The sequence below is a fragment of the Amycolatopsis sp. VC5-11 genome (assembly GCF_037034185.1).
In the GTDB taxonomy this organism is placed as follows: Bacteria; Actinomycetota; Actinomycetes; order Mycobacteriales; family Pseudonocardiaceae; genus Amycolatopsis; species Amycolatopsis nivea.
The window spans coordinates 160,888-177,151 of record NZ_JBAGKF010000010.1; the positions used below are offsets into that span (position 1 = coordinate 160,888).

At 70.1% G+C, this 16,264-nt stretch carries 14 protein-coding genes; 3 read left to right on the forward strand and 11 right to left on the reverse strand.

From position 1 onward, the window contains the following. Window position 1 precedes the first annotated feature (1 nt). The 8 genes from WA670_RS27765 to WA670_RS27800 form a co-directional block, all read right to left on the reverse strand. Window positions 2-1,489 carry a CoA-acylating methylmalonate-semialdehyde dehydrogenase gene (locus WA670_RS27765; protein ID WP_336159294.1) on the reverse strand — a complete coding sequence of 496 codons (1,488 nt, stop codon included), beginning with the start codon at window positions 1,487-1,489 and terminating at the stop codon, window positions 2-4. An 85-nt stretch (window positions 1,490-1,574) separates the two neighbouring features. Next, a complete protein-coding gene (locus tag WA670_RS27770; RefSeq protein ID WP_238604699.1) occupies window positions 1,575-2,369 on the reverse strand; it encodes an SDR family oxidoreductase in 795 nt (264 codons plus the stop codon). Next, window positions 2,366-3,547 (reverse strand): glycine C-acetyltransferase, encoded by a 1,182-nt coding sequence (locus WA670_RS27775; protein ID WP_336159295.1) that lies wholly within the window; start codon window positions 3,545-3,547, stop codon window positions 2,366-2,368. The genes WA670_RS27770 and WA670_RS27775 overlap by 4 nt, the downstream gene beginning before the upstream one ends. Next, window positions 3,526-4,077 carry a cysteine hydrolase family protein gene (locus WA670_RS27780; protein WP_037817864.1) on the reverse strand — a complete coding sequence of 184 codons (552 nt, stop codon included), beginning with the start codon at window positions 4,075-4,077 and terminating at the stop codon, window positions 3,526-3,528. The genes WA670_RS27775 and WA670_RS27780 overlap by 22 nt, the downstream gene beginning before the upstream one ends. After that, entirely contained in the window at window positions 4,074-5,402 is a 1,329-nt protein-coding gene (locus WA670_RS27785; protein WP_037817867.1) for an MFS transporter, read from the reverse strand. Before WA670_RS27785 ends, WA670_RS27780 begins: the two co-directional genes overlap by 4 nt. A 40-nt stretch (window positions 5,403-5,442) precedes the next feature. Next, the gene (locus WA670_RS27790; RefSeq protein ID WP_037817869.1) at window positions 5,443-7,155 is read right to left on the reverse strand and encodes a hydantoinase B/oxoprolinase family protein; all 1,713 of its coding nucleotides are present in this window, start codon (window positions 7,153-7,155) and stop codon (window positions 5,443-5,445) included. Beyond that, the gene (locus WA670_RS27795) at window positions 7,152-9,230 is read right to left on the reverse strand and encodes a hydantoinase/oxoprolinase family protein (RefSeq protein WP_134664843.1); all 2,079 of its coding nucleotides are present in this window, start codon (window positions 9,228-9,230) and stop codon (window positions 7,152-7,154) included. The genes WA670_RS27790 and WA670_RS27795 overlap by 4 nt, the downstream gene beginning before the upstream one ends. Before the next feature lie 891 nt (window positions 9,231-10,121). Then, entirely contained in the window at window positions 10,122-10,877 is a 756-nt protein-coding gene (locus tag WA670_RS27800; RefSeq protein ID WP_037817878.1) for an alpha/beta fold hydrolase, read from the reverse strand. 67 nt (window positions 10,878-10,944) lie between these two features. On the opposite strand from WA670_RS27800, the gene WA670_RS27805 reads away from it, so the two are divergent. Next, window positions 10,945-11,364, forward strand: a complete 420-nt coding sequence (locus WA670_RS27805) for a MarR family winged helix-turn-helix transcriptional regulator (RefSeq protein ID WP_037817880.1) — start codon at window positions 10,945-10,947, stop codon at window positions 11,362-11,364. On the opposite strand, the gene WA670_RS27810 is transcribed toward WA670_RS27805, so the two are convergent. Further along, window positions 11,307-12,305 (reverse strand): helix-turn-helix transcriptional regulator, encoded by a 999-nt coding sequence (locus tag WA670_RS27810; protein WP_336159296.1) that lies wholly within the window; start codon window positions 12,303-12,305, stop codon window positions 11,307-11,309. The genes WA670_RS27805 and WA670_RS27810 overlap by 58 nt on opposite strands. Before the next feature lie 84 nt (window positions 12,306-12,389). On the opposite strand from WA670_RS27810, the gene WA670_RS27815 reads away from it, so the two are divergent. Next, entirely contained in the window at window positions 12,390-12,788 is a 399-nt protein-coding gene (locus WA670_RS27815; RefSeq protein WP_037817883.1) for a VOC family protein, read from the forward strand. Window positions 12,789-12,836: 48 nt separating this feature from the next. Next, window positions 12,837-13,358: a phosphoribosyltransferase family protein gene (locus WA670_RS27820; RefSeq protein ID WP_037817885.1), complete on the forward strand. Its 522-nt coding sequence runs from the start codon at window positions 12,837-12,839 to the stop codon at window positions 13,356-13,358. Here WA670_RS27820 and WA670_RS27825 read toward each other — a convergent pair whose 3' ends face one another. After that, window positions 13,359-15,053, reverse strand: coding sequence for a bifunctional diguanylate cyclase/phosphodiesterase (locus WA670_RS27825; RefSeq protein WP_037817888.1), 1,695 nt, complete (start codon window positions 15,051-15,053; stop codon window positions 13,359-13,361). It abuts the gene before it with no gap. Window positions 15,054-15,273: 220 nt separating this feature from the next. Next, complete coding sequence (locus tag WA670_RS27830) at window positions 15,274-16,182, reverse strand: SAM-dependent methyltransferase (protein WP_037817890.1); 909 nt, start codon at window positions 16,180-16,182, stop codon at window positions 15,274-15,276. Window positions 16,183-16,264 lie beyond the last annotated feature (82 nt).

A 16,264-nucleotide genomic window follows, 5' to 3' on the forward strand; every position in this document is an offset into this window, starting at 1 on the left:
CTCAGACCGCGGTCGGGAAGTGCAGGCTCGCCTCCTCGGGTGCCTCCGGCCAGCGGCTGGTCACCGCCTTGGCGCGGGTGTAGAAGGCGACGCCTTCGGGGCCGTGCATGTGGTGCGCGCCGAACAGGGAGTGTTTCCAGCCGCCGAACGAGTAGAACGCCATCGGCACCGGGATCGGGACGTTCACGCCGATCATCCCGACCTGCACCGACCGCTGGAACTGCCGCGCCGCGCGGCCGCTTCCGGTGAAAATCGCGGTGCCGTTGGCCCAGTCGCTCGCGTTGATCAGGTCGATCGCCTCGGTCAGCGAATCGACGCGCACGACCACGAGCACCGGGCCGAAGATCTCGTCGCGGTAGACGCTCATCTCGGGGGTGACGCCGTCGAAAAGCGTTGGCCCGACGAAGAATCCGCTGTCCTCGACGGTGATATCTCTCCCGTCGACGACGAGTTCCGCACCCGCCGCGACCCCGGCGTCGAGGTAGCCCCGGACGCGCTCGAGTGCTTCCGGCGACACGACAGGTCCCATCTCAGACCCTGGTGCCAGCCCCGGACCGACCTTGATCGCACGGGCCTTTTCGCCGATCAGCTTGACCAGCGGCTCGGCCACGTCACCGACCGCGACGGCCACCGAAATCGCCATGCACCGCTGGCCCGCAGATCCGTACGCGGCGGAAACCAGGTGCTCGGCCGCGTTTTCGAGATCGGCGTCGGGCAGGACGACGGCGTGGTTCTTCGCGCCGCCGAGCGCCTGCACGCGCTTGCCGCTCGCGGTCGCGCGCTCGTGCACGTACCGCGCGATCGGGGTCGAGCCGACGAACGACACCGCGGCGACGTCCGGATGGTCCAGCAACGCGTCCACCGCGACCTTGTCGCCGTGCACGACGTTGAAGACGCCGTCGGGCAAACCGGCCTCGGCGTAGAGTTCGGCGACGAAGTTGGCCGCGGAAGGGTCGCGTTCGGACGGTTTGAGCACGAACGTATTGCCGGTCGCGATGGCGATCGGATGCATCCACATCGGGACCATGGCGGGAAAGTTGAAGGGCGTGATGCCCGCGCACACGCCGAGCGGCTGCCGGAAGGAAAACAGGTCGACGCCGGTCGAGACCTGGTCGGAGTACTCGCCTTTGAGCAGCTGCGGGATCCCGCAGGCGAAATCGATCACCTCCAGGCCGCGGACGAGTTCGCCCTTCGCGTCCTCGAAAACCTTGCCGTGTTCGGCGGAAACGATCCGTGCCAGGTCGTCGAGTCGGCTTTCGACCAACGTGCGGAACGCGAACATGAGCCGCGCCCGGCGCATGACCGAGGTGTCGGCCCAGTCCGGCGCCGCGATGCGCGCGGCTCGCACCGCGGCGTTGACGTCGGCCGGTTCGGCGAGCAGGACGTCGGCTTGGCGCTCGCCGGTCGCCGGGTTCCACACCGGCGCGGTCCGGGTCGAATGACCGGTGGTTTCCCGGCCGCCGATGCGGTGTCGGATGGTGGGGTGCACGAGGGAACTCGCCTTCTGGTCAGGGTTTCGGGCAGCACCGGACCCCGGTGCTGTGATCTGGCAAGGGTTTTCGCCGAGGTGAAGCTCAGACGATGAGGTCGCCGCCGTTGATGTCGATCGCGGCGCCGGTGATGTAGGCCGCTCGGTCGGACGCGAGGAACGCGACGAGTTCCGCGACCTCCCAGGGCATCCCGGCGCGCGGCACCGGGAACGAGCGGGTGGCTTCGCCGAGCGCGGCGGCGGAAAGCAGGCCGCGGACCATCGGGGTGTCGATCAGGCCGGGACAGACGGCGTTGACCGTGATCCCGTCCGGTCCGTAGTTCTTCGCGAGGTGCCGGGTGAGGCCGAGGACGCCGTGCTTGGCTGTCGTGTAGTGCGCGCCGCCCGCGGTGCTGATGGTTTTTCCCGCGGTGGAGGAGAAATTGACGATCCGGCCCCATCCGCCGGCTCGCATCGCGGGCAGCGCGCGCTGGCAGCACAGGAACGTGCCGTGCACGCTGACCGCGAGCACCCGATTCCACTCGGCCTCGGTGATATCTTCAAATGCCGTCGGTGGTGCGATACCCGCCGCGTTGACGAGGATGTCGAGCCGGGTTTGTTCGGCCAGCACCGCGTCGAACGCACGGCCGACCCGAGCGGCATCCGTGACGTCCACCGCGATCGACCGGATCCGCTCCGCCGGAACCGCCAGCGTCGCCGCCAGTTCCTCGGCGGCTGGCGCGGCGGGGTCGAACACCGTGACGGTCGCGCCCCGGCTGGCCAGCGCGTGCACTGTGGCCAGACCCATGCCGCTCGCGCCGCCGGTCACGATCGCGACCCGTCCGGCGAGTTCCCGGCTGTCCGTGCTGGTAGGAGCGCGGAGATCCTCGACGGCGGTCATGCGGCCGCCAGCAGACCGCGGACCCGGCCGAAAGCCGCGGACGCCTGTTCGAGGTGCTCCCGCGTGTGCGAGGCCGAGACCTGCACGCGGATCCGCTCTTCACCCGCCGGGACGACCGGGTGCGAGAGCGCGAAGACCAGGACGCCTTCCCGTCGCAGTGCCGCTGCCATATCAACGGCGAGCGTTCCGCCTCGCAGCATCACCGGGACGATCGGATGTTCGCCGGGCAGAACCTCGTACCCGAGATCCCGCAAGGCGCTGCGCAGCCAGGAAGTGTTGGCGGCCAGGCGTTCCCGCAGTTCTGGGCGGTGAATAGCGAGCCGGATCGCGGTCAGTGCGGCGGCCGCGAGCGGAGGCGCCATCGCGTTGGTGAAGACGTACGGCCGCGAAACCTGGCGCAGGGTTTCGGTGACCGCGCGCGGCCCGGCGACGAAGCCTCCGGCCGCGCCGCCGAGCGCCTTGCCGAGTGTTCCGGTGACGAGGTCGACCTCGCCGACCAGGCCGAAGTGCTCGGCAGTGCCGCCGCCGAGCACCCCGGTCGCGTGCGAATCGTCGACCAGCAGCACCGCGTCGTACCGTCGCGCCAGCTCGGCGAGCCGGGGGAGCGCGGCGAGGTCGCCGTCCATGCTGAACACGCCGTCGGTCACGATCAACCGGTGCCGTGCCTCCGTGCTCTCGGTGAGATATCGCTCCAGCTCGTTGAGATCCGAGTGGGCGTAGACGCGCCGCTGGGCCTGCGACAGCCGGATGCCGTCGATCAGGCTGGCATGGTTGAGCGCGTCGCTGAAGATCACGTCGTCCGGGCCGAGCAGGGCGGCGAAGACACCGAGGTTCGCGTCGAAGCACGAGCCGTACAACACGGCGTCCTCGGTGCCGACCAGTTCGGCGATGGCCGTCTCGAGTGCACTGTGGACACTTCGGGTACCGCAGAGCACCCGGCCGGCGGCCACGCCGAGTCCTTGATCGCGCATCGCTTCCCGGGCCGCGGCAAGGACTTCCGGGGATCCGGCGAGGCCGAGATAGTCGTTCGAAGCGAGATTGACCAGGGTCTCGCCGTCCAAGCTCAACGTCGGTCCCTGCGCACCGGAGACCACTAGGTCGAGCCGAGGTGGGCGGCCCGCGAGTTCGGTGCGGAGCCGGTCCAGCAACGCGGTGTTCACGCGGTGTCTCCGATCCATCCGGCGCAGGACACGACCTCGAATCCTCGGCTGGGAAAGACTTTGTCCAGCAGGAAGTCGTTGACCGCCGGATCGCTGTCGGCGCATCCGTCGCGCAGCACGGTCACCGGGTAACCGCGATCCGCCGCGTCGTAGCACGTGGCGGTGACCATCGCGCTGGTTGCCACTCCGGCGATCGCGAGGTCGCGGACGCCCCGAGCGCGGAGCACGAGGTCGAGGTCGGTGCCCGCGAACGCGCTGGCGCGGCGCTTCAGGACGACGACGTCCTCTTCGGACACCGGCAACGCCAGTTCGGTGCCCGGCGAGCCTTCGTGGAACGCGTCGCGGGCGTCGAAGAACGACCGGTAGAGCGCGCCGTCGGGCAGGTCGGTCCCGTTGTCCCGCATGGCGAAGTGCACGAAGACGACGAGCGCCCCGGCTTTCCGGGCGCGCGGCAGCAGCCCGGTGAGCGGTGCCACGACCTGGCGGGCGAACGGGTAGCCGTCCGTGATGCCCCGCTGGATGTCGCCGACGATCAGTGCAGTGGTCATGAAAGGTTCCCGTCCAGTCGTTCCATCCGCCGCCCCGTGGTGAGCAGGGCGGTCAGTCCTGCCGTCATGATGATCGCGATCGCCAGCAGCGCATAGGTGAAACTGCCGGTCGCCGACGCGACCGCGCCGGTGAAGTACGGCCCGATGAACCCGCTGAGATTGCTGACCGAGTTGATGAGCGCGATCCCGGACGCGGCGGCCGCGCCGGTCAGCCCGATCGCCGGGATCCGCCAGAACTGCGGCATCGCGGTGAGAATCCCGGAAACGCTCAGGCAGACCGCGATGACGAACAGCGTGCCGCTGCTGGTGAACGTCGCCAGCAACAATCCGACAATACCGAGCGCCATTGGTATGGCAGTGGCCGTCACTGCAGTACGCCGGGCCGCGAAACGAGCCCATACCAGCAGCGCCAGCAATGCCACCGCGTACGGAATCGCGGACAACAGCACGCTGCTGACATCTCCCGCGCCGCCGATGCTGTGCGTGATGGACCGCAGCATCGTCGGCAGGAAGAACTGGAGCGGGTAGAGCCCGAACGCGATGGCGAACCAGGTCACGGCCATGATCCAGACGCGGCGGCTGGTCAGTGCCTCGCGCAGGCCGGAAAGCGCGCCGTGGGCCCGGTGTTCCTCGGCTTCCGCGGCGAGCGTCGCCTCGATCGCTGCCTTCTCGTCGTCGTCGAGCCAGCGCGCGGTCGCGGGGCGGTCGGGAAGGAAGACGAAGACCAGGATGCTGACCACCACCGTCAGCAGGCCCTCGACCAGGAACAGCGAGCGCCAGCCCGCGATGCCGAACAGTTGCTGGCCCCATTCGAGCAGCGCGGCGGCCAGCGGCGAGCCGATGATCGAGGACACTGGTGTCATCAGGAAGAACGCCGACAACGCCCAGGAACGCTGGCGGCGCGGGAACCACAAGGTCAGGTAGAGCAGGATCCCGGCGGCGAGCCCGGCCTCGGCGAACCCGAGCAGCAGCCGGGCCAGGTACAGCGTCGCGGCCGAGTTCACCGCCGAGGTGGCCGCGGTGACCAGGCCCCAGGTGATCATGATGCGCGCGATCCATTTGCGCGCGCCGAACCGCCGCAGCGCCAGGTTGCTCGGCACCTCGACCAGGATGTAGCCGATGAAGAACAGTCCGGCGGCGAGCCCGATCTGGCCGGTGCTCAAGTGCAGGTCGCGGGACATCGGGGCGGCGAGGTAGCCGACGTTGGCGCGGTCGATGTAGCTCGCCACGTAGGCGAGGCCGACCAGCGGGATGATCCGGATGCCCGCTTTCCGCCAGGTGCGCGGAGCGACGGTGCTCCGGCCGGCGGCGACATGGGAACTCATGGCGAAGTCCGATCTGTCGGGGAATGGGAGTGGTGGTGCGTCAGCGCGCCTTGCCGCGTGCGGCGGCGGTAGCGGCCAGGTCGATCCCCCCGTCGTCGATGACGACGCCGTAGTCCCGTTCGGCCCCTTCGCGGGTGACCTTGCCGTCCAGGACGTCCTCGAGTACCCGCTCCGGTTCACGGCCGAACGGGTGTCCGTGACCGCCCCCGCCTGCGGTCACGTGCCGGTGCCGGGTTCCGGCGGTCATGGCGAAATGCGGTTTGGACTCCAGCACGCGTTCGCCCGGACCGCCTTGGTCGAGGACGTTGAGCGACGGAGTCCCCGGCGCACCGCCGGACAGCCCGTACGGCAGGAACCTCCGCCGGTCGGACCGGATCTGCACGCTGGCCTCGGGAGCCAGCAGCGTCATGTCGCGGAACGTCGCGAGGCCGCCGCGCCAGCGGCCCGCGCCGCCGCTGTCGGGCAGGTAGCCGTAGCCGTCGATGCGGAGATGGCCGGAGCGTTCGAGTTCCTCGACCGGGGTGTTGGTCAGGTTCGCGCCCAGCGAGCTGATCCCGTCGACGCCGTCGCGGTCGGGCCGGGCGCCCCACGCGCCGGCGAGTGGGTCCCACAGCACCATGGATTCGCCGTCCGGGCCGACGAGCCCGATCGCGATGCCGTCCGGACCTCCCTCGCCCGCGGCGGGCACCCGGTCCGGGAACACCGGTGCGAGCGCGCCGAGCACCGCGTCGATGATCCGGAAGCCGACCAGTCCGCGTGCCCCGCGAGCGGCCGGGCGCTGTCCATTGAGGATGGACGCTGGCGGGATGACGAAAGTGAACGGCCGGTAGAAGCCGCTGTTCGCCGGGATGTCGGAGGCGAGGACGCCTTGCAGCGCGGCGTAGGCGGCGGAGCGGGTGAACGATTCGGTCGCGTTGAGCGCGGAGCCGACCTGCGGCGAGGAACCGGTGAAGTCGAGTTCGATTCCGGACTCCGACAGGGTCGCCTTGACGCGGATCGGGATCGGCCCGGAGCCGAGGCCGTCGTCGTCGATGTGATCGGTGAACTCGTACGTGCCGGGAACGGCTTCGGCGAGTGCGGCGCGCAGGAGGGTTTCGGAGTAGTCGAGCAGTTCGTCGATCAGCTCGGAGAGCCGTTCGACGCCGTGGCGAGCGGCGAGGGCGCGCAGTCCTTCGGCTCCGGTGTGGCAGGCGGCCAGCTGGGATTCCAGGTCGCCGCGCAGGAGTTCTGGTTCGCGGACGTTGCGCAGCAGCACGCGCAGGAAGGTTTCGTTCGTGGTGCCCGCGTCGATCAGCCGCGAGGGTGGGATCTGAATTCCCTCGGCAAAGATATTAGTGGACTGGACTGCCATCGACCCGGCCGCCCAGCCGCCGACATCGGTGTGGTTGACGACGGTGACCGCGAACCCGAGCAGCGTTTCCCCGCCGAACACCGGGGAAACCGCGAAGATGTCCGGCAGGTGCATGCCGCCGAGCGACGGGTCGTTGAGCAGGTAAAGGTCGCCGGGCGCCACCGAATCGCCGAACTCGGCGAGGATCGCTTCCATCGCGTCCGGAATGGACCCGAGGTGCACCGGAAGCGTGTTCGCCTGGGCGATCACCCGGCCGCGGGCGTCGCACAGCGCGGCGGAGAAGTCCATGCTGGACGCGACGAGCTGCGAATGCGCGGTGCGCAGGACGGTGATCGCCATTTCGTCGGCGATCCCGGTGACGGCGTTGCGGAAGACCTCGAACGTCACGGCGTCGCGGATCATGCGGCACTCCAGGTGATCACGATGTTGTTGAACCGGTCGCGGTGCGCCTGCGCACCGGGCGGGACGAGGGTGGTGGCGTCCATGTCCTCGATGATCATCGGTCCGGGCGCCGGGGTGGAGCCGAGCGCGGCGCGGGTGATGACAGGAGCGGAAACTGTTTCGGCGAAACGACATTCCCGGGTCGATGGTGCCTTGCTCTCGGACTCGGGGAGAGCCAGCACGTCCGAAATGGACACTGGAGTGGGCTGCCTTCCGCGCACCCGGAGGTTCACCGGCTCGACCAGGTCGTCGGTGCCAGCTCGGCCGTAGGTGCGCTTGTGTTCGGCGTGGAACCGGGCGCGGGTCTCGGCGAGCAGGTCCTCGGTGAGCTCGCCGTCGGGAACACGGATGCGTAGTTCGAAGCGCTGTCCGCGGTAGCGCATGTCCAGCAGGCGGTCCACGATCGCGTCCTCGCCGAGTTCCTCGCGGACCTTTTCGGACAGTCGCGCGAATTCCTCGGCGAGCGCTGGTATCTCAGCGAATTCGGCGCGGTACGGGGAGAGCTCGTGTCGTTCGGTGTCGGCGACGAGCAGGCCGAGGCTGCTGAAGAGTCCGGGGTGCACCGGTACGAGCACAGTGTCGATGCCCAGTTCGCGGGCCAGCGCGGCGGCGTACAGCGGGCCGGCGCCGCCGAACGCGACCATCGTGGCTTCGCGCGGATCCCTGCCCCGTTCGCTGGTGACCGCTTTGACCGCGGTTGTCATACTAGAGACGGCTACCTGATATGCCCCGCGTGCGGCCCCTGGGATGTCTTCGCCGAGCTGTTCGGCCACTGTGGACAGTGCTTTTTCGGCGAGGTCCGGATGGATCGCGACGCGCCCGCCGGCCAGGGACTGCGGGCTGAGATATCCGAGCGTGACGTTGGCATCCGTCAGGGTCGGCAGTTCGCCGCCCTGGCCATAGCAGGCCGGCCCCGGCCGGGACCCGGCGCTCGCCGGTCCGACGTGGAGCGCGCCCGCGGAGTCGACGGAGATGATGCTGCCGCCGCCGGACCCGACCTCGGCGATGTCGATCGACGGCGCCCGCACCGGGTAGCCCGCCCCGGAACTGAGCCCGCGCGCCACGTTCATCCCGCCGCCGACCTCGTAGTCCGCCGAGACGAACGGTTCCCCGTGCTCGATCAGCGAGGCCTTCGCCGTGGTGCCGCCCATGTCGAAGGCGACCACTGTGGACAGTCCGATCAGCTGCCCGAGCTTCTGCACGGCGGTGACCCCGGCGGCAGGGCCGGACTCGATGATCTGCACCGGCCGTCGCACGACCGAAGCGGCATCGAGCAGGCCCCCGCTGGACTGCATGACCAGCAGTGGCGCACGGACGTTCTCGGCGCGCAGTCCCGCTTCCAGCCGGGTGAGGTAACCGTGCACCGCCGGGCCGACGTAAGCGTTGACGGCCGCGGTGCTGGTGCGTTCGAATTCGTGCGGCTGAGGGGATACGTCGACTGATGCGGTGACGTAGACCTCGGGCAGTTCGGCACGCAGCAACTCGGCGACCCGCCGTTCCTCGTCCGGCCGGATGTAGGAATTGAGCAGGCACACGGCGACTGCTTCGATGCCGTCCGCGCGCAATCGCCCGGCCAGCGCACGGACCTCGTCCGCGTCGGCCGAGGGGGAGAGCTGCCCGTCGGCGGTGATGCGCTGGTCGAGCTCGTAGCGATTCCTCCGGCGCGCCAACGGTTCCGGCTTCGACCAGGACAGGTCGTAGAGCGACGGACGCCGCAGCCGCCCGATCTCCAGCACGTCGCGGAAGCCGCGGGTGGTGACCACCGCGGTCCGGACTCCGCTCATCGACAGAATCGCGTTGGTGGCCACCGTGGTGCCGTGCAGCATCGCGACGACTGACTCCGCCTCCGTCCCGGCGGCCGACAGCACCGCCGTCGTCGCCGTCACCACGCCCTCGCCGTACTCGGGCGGGGTCGACGGCACCTTCATCGGGACGACCTCGCCTGCCGGGCCCAGCGCGATGACGTCGGTGAACGTACCGCCGATGTCGGCGCCGACCCGCCAGCCGGCCGGTTGAGGATCGTGACTGCGAGGCACTGCGATCTCCTTCGTTCAGCGAGCGACTGGGATCACAGTAAGTGTGCGTTGAGATATCAGCAAGGAGCAGTTGCCATTTTTTAATTCAGAACTGGTAGTAACAGGAAGCGGTGAGGCGGGGGTTTGCGGTGCGGTTCAGTGCGTGGACCTGCGGGTTCGGCAGGGCTGGATGGTGCGGGAGAGGTGATGTCCGGGTTTCGGCCGCGGCAGGCGCCCGACGCGAGGTGCGGCGCGGCTGGGATGCGAGGGGGTTCGGCGGTGTGAGGTGGGGCCCGGCGAGGACGTGCGGTGGGGCTCGGCGGGGAAGCGAGGGGGTGCGGCGGGGATGCGGTGCGGAGGCGAGGTGGGGTGCGACGAGGTCGCGATGTGGCGTGCGGCGGGGAGGTGCGGTGGGGCGCGACAGGGATGTGAGGCGGGGGTCGGACGGGGTGCGAGGTGCGGCTCGGCGGAGACCTGAGGGTGGGTTCGGTGGGTTGCGAGGTGGGTTCGGCGGGGTCGCGATGTGGCGTGCGGCGGGGAGGCGCGGTGGGGCGCGACAGGGATGTGAGGTGGGGTGCGGCGGGGGTCGCGAGGCGGGGCGCGGCGAGGTCGTCGGGTGCGACTCGGCGGGGCGCGAGGTGCGGCGCGATACGGCCGGGTAGCGCGGAGCTGGCGGAAGAATTCGGTCGGCGGAGGGCGTGCTCTGCCTGTGCTCTGCCTGTGCCGAGCGTGCTTCCGCGCGGCCTTGGTCGCGGGAGACTTTAGGGGGGTCGCCGGACGGTACGTGCCAGGCGGTGCACCACGCCGTTTCTTCCGCGGGGCCGTACTCGTTCGCCAGTCGCGCGGCGGGCATCTGCCGCCGGACGCGGCGCAAAGTGGGTCGGAGTTCTGGTTCCCCGCGGGTTGTCGTGGTTATGCGTCAAGGGCGAGCAGCGCGCCGAGCAGTTCCTCCGGCGTTTCGACCTGCGGCAAATGCCCGGTACGAGGAAGCACAGTAAAGGTCGAACCCGGGATCGCCGCGGCATAGGCCTCGCCGTACCCAGGATCGGCGATGCGGTCGCTTTCGCCCCACAGGACGTGGACGGGGATGTCCGCTTTGCCCAGTCGCTCGGCCAGTGTCGGGTCGGTCATCGCCGGGCCGGTGTAACCCACCAGTGCCAGCACGTCGGGGCTCGGGCCGGTGCTCCCGGCGGGCGGTACCGGGGCCTTTGACGGGTCGTGGAACGAGAACTGCTGGATTTCGGCGACGGTCTTGCCGCGGACGTCGGCCAGCGGGTGTCCGGCGGCTTCGATGCCGATGCCGTCCACGATCACTGCGCGGCTGACGCGCGGGCTGTGCAGCAGGGCGATTTCCGCGGCCAGCCAGCCGCCGAAGGAGTTGCCGATCACGGTCACGTTCGAGGCGTCTAGGTGGTCTAGCAGGGCGACGTAAGCCTTGGCCAGTGCGGTGACGTTGGTGAGTTCAGCCGCTTTCGGGGTGCCGTTGAAACCGGGGTGGGTGGGGAGCAGGACGCGCGAGTGGGTGCGTTCCGCCAGCAGGTCGGCGAAACCGGTCATCGTCGCGACGCCGCCTCCGCCGTGCAGCAGCAGGAACGTCCGGGTGCGGTCGTGGACGGTGAGCTCGACCGGTCCGGCCGAGGGGATCTGGAGTGTCTCCGAGGAAGTCATATCAGAAACCTTATATAAGGAAGCTTAGATAAGCAACCTGTTTCGGAACGGGGTAGGCTCCCCGGCCATGAGGTACCGCCACGCCGACGTCGCACTGGCCGTCAAGCGACTGCAGCACCGCCATCACCGCGCGCTGAGCCACGCGTTGCAGCCGCTCGGGCTGTCGCTCGTGCAGTGGGACACCTTGCGGCACTTGGCGAATCACCCGGAGGCGTCGCTGCACGACCTTGCCGTGCTGACCTTCCAGACCGACCAGTCCTTCGGCACGCTGGCCGCGCGGATGGTCGAGCGCGGCCTGATCGAGCGGGTGCCGGGTCCGGGTCGCGCGGTGCGGCATCGGCTTACGGAGAAGGGCGCGGAGCTGCGGGCGGCGGGGCAGGAACTGGCGGACGTCGTGGTGAAGAAGTCGTTCAGCCGGCTTTCGGCGGCTCAGCTCAACGAGCTGGGTGCACTGCTGGATGTCGCGCTGGAGGAGGATCCGGCGTAACCGGTCAGCCGGTCGGCGAGGGCGCGCATCTGGTCGCGGAGCGCGTCCGGCCGCTCGATGACGAACGGCCGGTCGAGTGCGGCGAGGCGCGGCGGGATCCAGTCGAGGCGTTCGGCCCGGATGCGCGCGCGGACCCACGGGTCGTCGGCTTCCAGGATGGCGATGGACGGCGGGAACATCGCGCGGATTTCTTCTGGGGTCGCGCGGATCCGCACTGCTACCTCGTGCTGGTGCGGTGCTTCGGCGATGCCGGTCAGCACCTGGTGGGCGGGGTCGAAATCCGTTGGGGCGCTGAAGGTTCCGTCCTGCGGTTCGGCCCGCTCGATGCGGTCGACGCGGAACGTGCGCACCTGTCCGGCACTTGAGTCGAAGCCGGTGAGATACCAACGGCCGGAATGTGCCACGACACCGTACGGCTCGACGACGCGTTCGCTGCTTCGGCCGTGCGCCGCGGTGTAGGCGAGTTTGACCGGACGCTGGTCGCGCGCTGCCTCGGCGACCGCGAGGAGGACCTCTGCCTCGGCGGTGAGCGCGGGGCGAGCGGGCGTGGTGAAGTCGGCGACCTCCAGCAACGCGTCGAGCCGGCGGCCGAGCGCCTCGGGCAGCACCCGGCGGACCTTCGCGACCGCGCTTTCCGCCGCCGCGACCGACGTGGTGACCAGCCCGGCGCGCCGTCCCGCGACCAGCCCCAGCAGCACCGCGAGCGCCTCCTCGTCGGTGAGCATCAGCGGCGGCATCCGGTAACCGGGCGCGAGCCGGTACCCGCCGTAGCGGCCGCGCACGGAGCGGACCGGGATGTCCAGGTCGAGCAGGTGCTCGACGTACCGGCGGACGGTGCGTTCGTCCACGTCCAGCCGCCCGGCGAGTTCGGCGACGGTCCGGGTGCCGCCGCCCTGGAGGATTTCCAGCAGCGCCAGCACGCGGGCGATCGGCCGGGTCATGCGGAGAATTCTCGCAATACCGGGCGGATCCTGTCCACTATTGCTTCTAGCGTGGCCACTGAGCAACCAGAAAGGAATGTGGCCGTGCAGTTGACTTCTGTCCGCATCATCACCGGTGACGTCGACCGTTTGACGTCCTTCTACGAGCAGGTGACCGGTCTCGTGGCGAGCCGTCCGGCGAAGCAGTTCGCCGAGTTCGTCGGCGCGACGGCGACGCTGGCGATCGGAGCCGCCGAGACGATGGCGCTGTTCAGCGCGGGTGCGGCGGTGCCGGAGGAGAACCGGACCGTCATCCTGGAGTTCCTGGTCGAGGACGTCGACCGGGAGTTCGCGCGGCTGCGGCCGCTGCTCGCCGAGGTCGTGCAGGAGCCGACGACGATGCCGTGGGGCAACCGTTCGCTGCTGTTCCGCGACCCGGACGGCAACCTCGTCAACCTGTTCGCGCCGCAGACCGAGGAGGCCCGCGCCCGGCTCGCCAGGTGACGGGAAATCGGCTCGCCTGACCGCCCGGCGACCGGCCAGGATCGCCGCATGACACGTGCGCTTCTGCTGGACCGCTTCCGCTGGGTCGACGGACATGCCGACCTCTGGCCGGTTTTCCGGGACGGCGCGGCGTTCGCCGAGGTGGTCAAGGCGCTGGCCGAGCCGTTCCGGGACGCGGGGGTGACCGCGGTGTGCGGGATCGAATCGCGCGGCTTCCTGCTCGGCGGGGCCGTCGCGCTGGAACTGGGCGTCGGGTTCGCCGCGGTCCGGAAGGCCGCCGGGCTGTTTCCCGGCGAGAAGCTGACCCGCGAAACGGACCCGGACTACCGGGGCTTCCGGCATGTCCTGCGGATGCAGCGGTCGGCGCTGTCGCCGGGCGATCGGCTGGTGCTGGTGGACGACTGGATCGAGACGGGCAGCCAGGCGTCGGCGGTGCGCGACCTGGTGCGCGAGGCGGGCGCGGAGCTGGTCGGCTGCGCGGTGCTGGTCGATCAGCTCGACCCGGCGCTGCGTTCGCGCTTCGGGCGGGTGCATGCGTTGCTGGCCAAGGACGAACTGCCGGACGAGTGACTACCGCTGGGGCAGCAGTTCCGGTGGCAGGCCGTTCGTTTCCTTGCTGCCGCGGAGGATCTGCGCCCGTCCGGCGCCGGGCCAGCTGTTGACCCAGCTCGATCCGAGGATGCCCTTGGCCTCCTTCTTCAACGGTGCCAGCAGCCGCGCGCTTTCGCGGTACGTGCCCGTTGAGGAGCCGGTCTGGACGAGGCTCGCGAGGGAGAGCGTGACCGGCACCCCGTCGGCGGACCAGTCGTGGCCGAGGACGGCGTCGGCGAGGGCCGTGATGTCCTCGATGCCGCACACGACAAGGAAATCGTCGCCGCCGACGTGGCCGACGGTGACGTCGCCGAGCCGCCGGGCGTGGTCGGTCAGCGCTCGGCCGATGGCGCGGATGAGGTCGTCGCCCGCGGCGAACCCGGCGGTGTCGTTGAGCCGTTTGAAGTGGTCGATGTCCAGCCAGGCCACGACGAACGGCCGTCCGGCTCCGGCCCGGCGGGCGACGTCCTGGGCGATCGCGTCGCTGCCGGGCAGCCGGGTGAGCGGGTTGAGCGCGACCGCGGCCTCGACCTTCACCGCGGCCATCCGGCGCATCACCTCGTTCGGCCGCACCACGCCCTGGTACCGGCCGGACGCGTCGGTCACGACGAGGTCGTCGCCGCTGTTCTCGGCCCCGCCGTCGGCGATGAGCTCCAGCAGTTCGCGGGTGCAGGTGTCGATCCGGACCAGCCGCGGCGGTCCGGCCAGTTTCGCGGCGGGTTTCCCGGAGTACAGCGCGTGCCCGTACCGGCCGGTCACCGCGAGCAGGAACCGCATCCGGTCGATCGTCCACTGTGGACGCGCTTGCTGGTCGAGCCCGACGATGGCCTTCGGCGCGTGTTCGGCGGACAGGATCGCGTGGACGTCGTCGCACGTCGCGTCGTCCGGCAGGGTTTTGGCCTGGCGGAGGAATTCGGGGATCCGCAGTCCGGCGGCGGGCGACACGGCCGCGGTGCCCGGCTGATCGCCGCGTTCGGCGGCGGGCAGTACGCGTTCGGGGGCGGCGGTGGCGAACAGATTCCCTTGCACCAGCCGGATTCCCGAGCGCCGGGCGAGGTCGAGTTCCGCGTCGTTCTCGATTCCCGTCGCGACGAGCCGCAGGTCGGTCTGCGCGGCGAACTGCACCAGGGCCTCGACGAGCGCGACGGTCGCCGCGTTCGCCGGGAGCCGGCGCAGCGTCGCGCGGTCCAGTTTGATCATCTCGATCGGCGCTTCGGCGAGCAGGTTCATCGGCAGGCCCGCCGCGCCGAGCCGGTCGAAGGCCAGCCGGAAGCCCAGGTCGCGCAGCCGGTGCAGGCCCCGCAGCAGGGTGCCCGGATTCGGGAGGGCGAGCGGGGCGGTGACTTCCAAGACGACGTCGGCGGGTCGGCGGCCGGTGCGTTCCAGGGTCTGGAGCAGCGGGATGAACCGCTCGGCGGGCGCGCCGGCGGCGCTGGCGCTCAGGTTGAGGTGCAGCGACACCCCGGCCGCGTTCGGCGGGACCACCGCGGCCGCGCGGGCGACGAGGTCGAGGTCGGCGTCGATCAGCTGCGCCTGGTCGCCCGCCGCGTCGAGAAGGTCCGGGACCCAGCCGGTGCCCGGATGCCCGACCGCTTCGACTGCGACCGCCGAGCCGCTGTAGAGGCTGTACAGCGGCTCGAAAGCGAAACGAACCTGGTCGGCGGGGGCGAGCACACGCAGATCCTCGCCTGGAACGCACGGATCTCCATGAAACCGTTATCTTCCGGTGACCTTCCCAGTCGGCGGCCGAACTGGAAAACTCTTCGGGATCGACTGCTGTGCTCGGGATTCGTGCGCGCCGGAGGCAAACCCTCGGTATGGCCCGTGATCACCATCACAAATCGGCTACGAACCACGTGTGACCAGGCGTGATGGCTCGACCACGAGCGATGTGCTAGCCGCGGGTGCCGGTGATGTACCGAAGGTCGCCCATGCGGAGATCGTCGTCCTGAAGCGGCGGCAGGCCGTTGGCCGCGAGCAGTTCCCGGACCGTGCTTCCGCGCACCGTCCAGCCGAGCCCGCTCAGGTACGGAGCCGCTTCGTTGCGCTCGCCGAAGTAGCGCAGCCGCGTCATGTCGGTGTCGAAACCCTCGCCGCGCCACTGTTCGGAGATGCGGTCGAGGCGTTCCTTCGTCTTGTCCTCGTCGCCGGGACGCGGGTTGGGCCGGTTTTCGGTGGCGACCCGGCTTCCCGGCGCGCTGAGTTCGGTGATGGTGTCCAGCAAGCGATCCTGCGCTTCGGGCGGCAGGTATCCCAGCAGGCCTTCGGCGCTCCACGCGGTCGGCTGGGCCGGGTCGAAACCGGCGGCGCGCAGGGCAGCGGGCCAGTCGTCGCGCAGGTCGACGGCGACCGGCCGCCGGTCTGCGGTGGGCTCGGCGCCGAGGCGGGCCAGGGTGCGGGCTTTGAACTCGACCACCGGTTCCTGGTCGAGTTCGTACACCACGGTTCCGTCGGGCCAGGGCAGCCGGTAGGAACGGGAGTCCAAACCGGACGCCAGGATCACCGCCTGCGCGATGCCCGCGGCGGACGCGTCGAGGAAGAACTCGTCGTAGAACTTGCCGCGGATCTTGGCCGCGTCGATCCAGATCTGCCCGACCAGCGCGCCCGACTCCGCCTCGCCGGACGCCAGTTTGGCCAGCAGGTCGACGCCGACCGCCTGTACGAGCGGTTCGGCGAAGCGGTCCGAGAACAGTGTGCTGTCCTCGCGGGTCGCGATCGCCCGCGCCGCCGCGGCCATCGTCGCGGTCGCGCCGACGCTGGACGCCAGGTCCCAGGTGTCTCCGTCGTGCCGGGAAGAAGTCATTGGCCGCAACCTACTCCGATCCCCGACACCGTGTCGCACAGTCCGCCGGGTTTCTTCCGTCGCCGCGTCGGAGCGCCCGGCC

Coding starts and splice junctions, on each gene's coding strand:
- WA670_RS27770 (WP_238604699.1), bottom strand. CDS start 2,369: ATGACCGCCGTCGAGGATCTCCGCGCTCCTACCAGCACGGACAGCCGG.
- WA670_RS27775 (WP_336159295.1), bottom strand. CDS start 3,547: ATGGATCGGAGACACCGCGTGAACACCGCGTTGCTGGACCGGCTCCGC.
- WA670_RS27780 (WP_037817864.1), bottom strand. CDS start 4,077: ATGACCACTGCACTGATCGTCGGCGACATCCAGCGGGGCATCACGGAC.
- WA670_RS27785 (WP_037817867.1), bottom strand. CDS start 5,402: ATGAGTTCCCATGTCGCCGCCGGCCGGAGCACCGTCGCTCCGCGCACC.
- WA670_RS27790 (WP_037817869.1), bottom strand. CDS start 7,155: ATGATCCGCGACGCCGTGACGTTCGAGGTCTTCCGCAACGCCGTCACC.
- WA670_RS27800 (WP_037817878.1), bottom strand. CDS start 10,877: ATGACTTCCTCGGAGACACTCCAGATCCCCTCGGCCGGACCGGTCGAG.
- WA670_RS27805 (WP_037817880.1), top strand. CDS start 10,945: ATGAGGTACCGCCACGCCGACGTCGCACTGGCCGTCAAGCGACTGCAG.
- WA670_RS27810 (WP_336159296.1), bottom strand. CDS start 12,305: ATGACCCGGCCGATCGCCCGCGTGCTGGCGCTGCTGGAAATCCTCCAG.
- WA670_RS27820 (WP_037817885.1), top strand. CDS start 12,837: ATGACACGTGCGCTTCTGCTGGACCGCTTCCGCTGGGTCGACGGACAT.
- WA670_RS27830 (WP_037817890.1), bottom strand. CDS start 16,182: ATGACTTCTTCCCGGCACGACGGAGACACCTGGGACCTGGCGTCCAGC.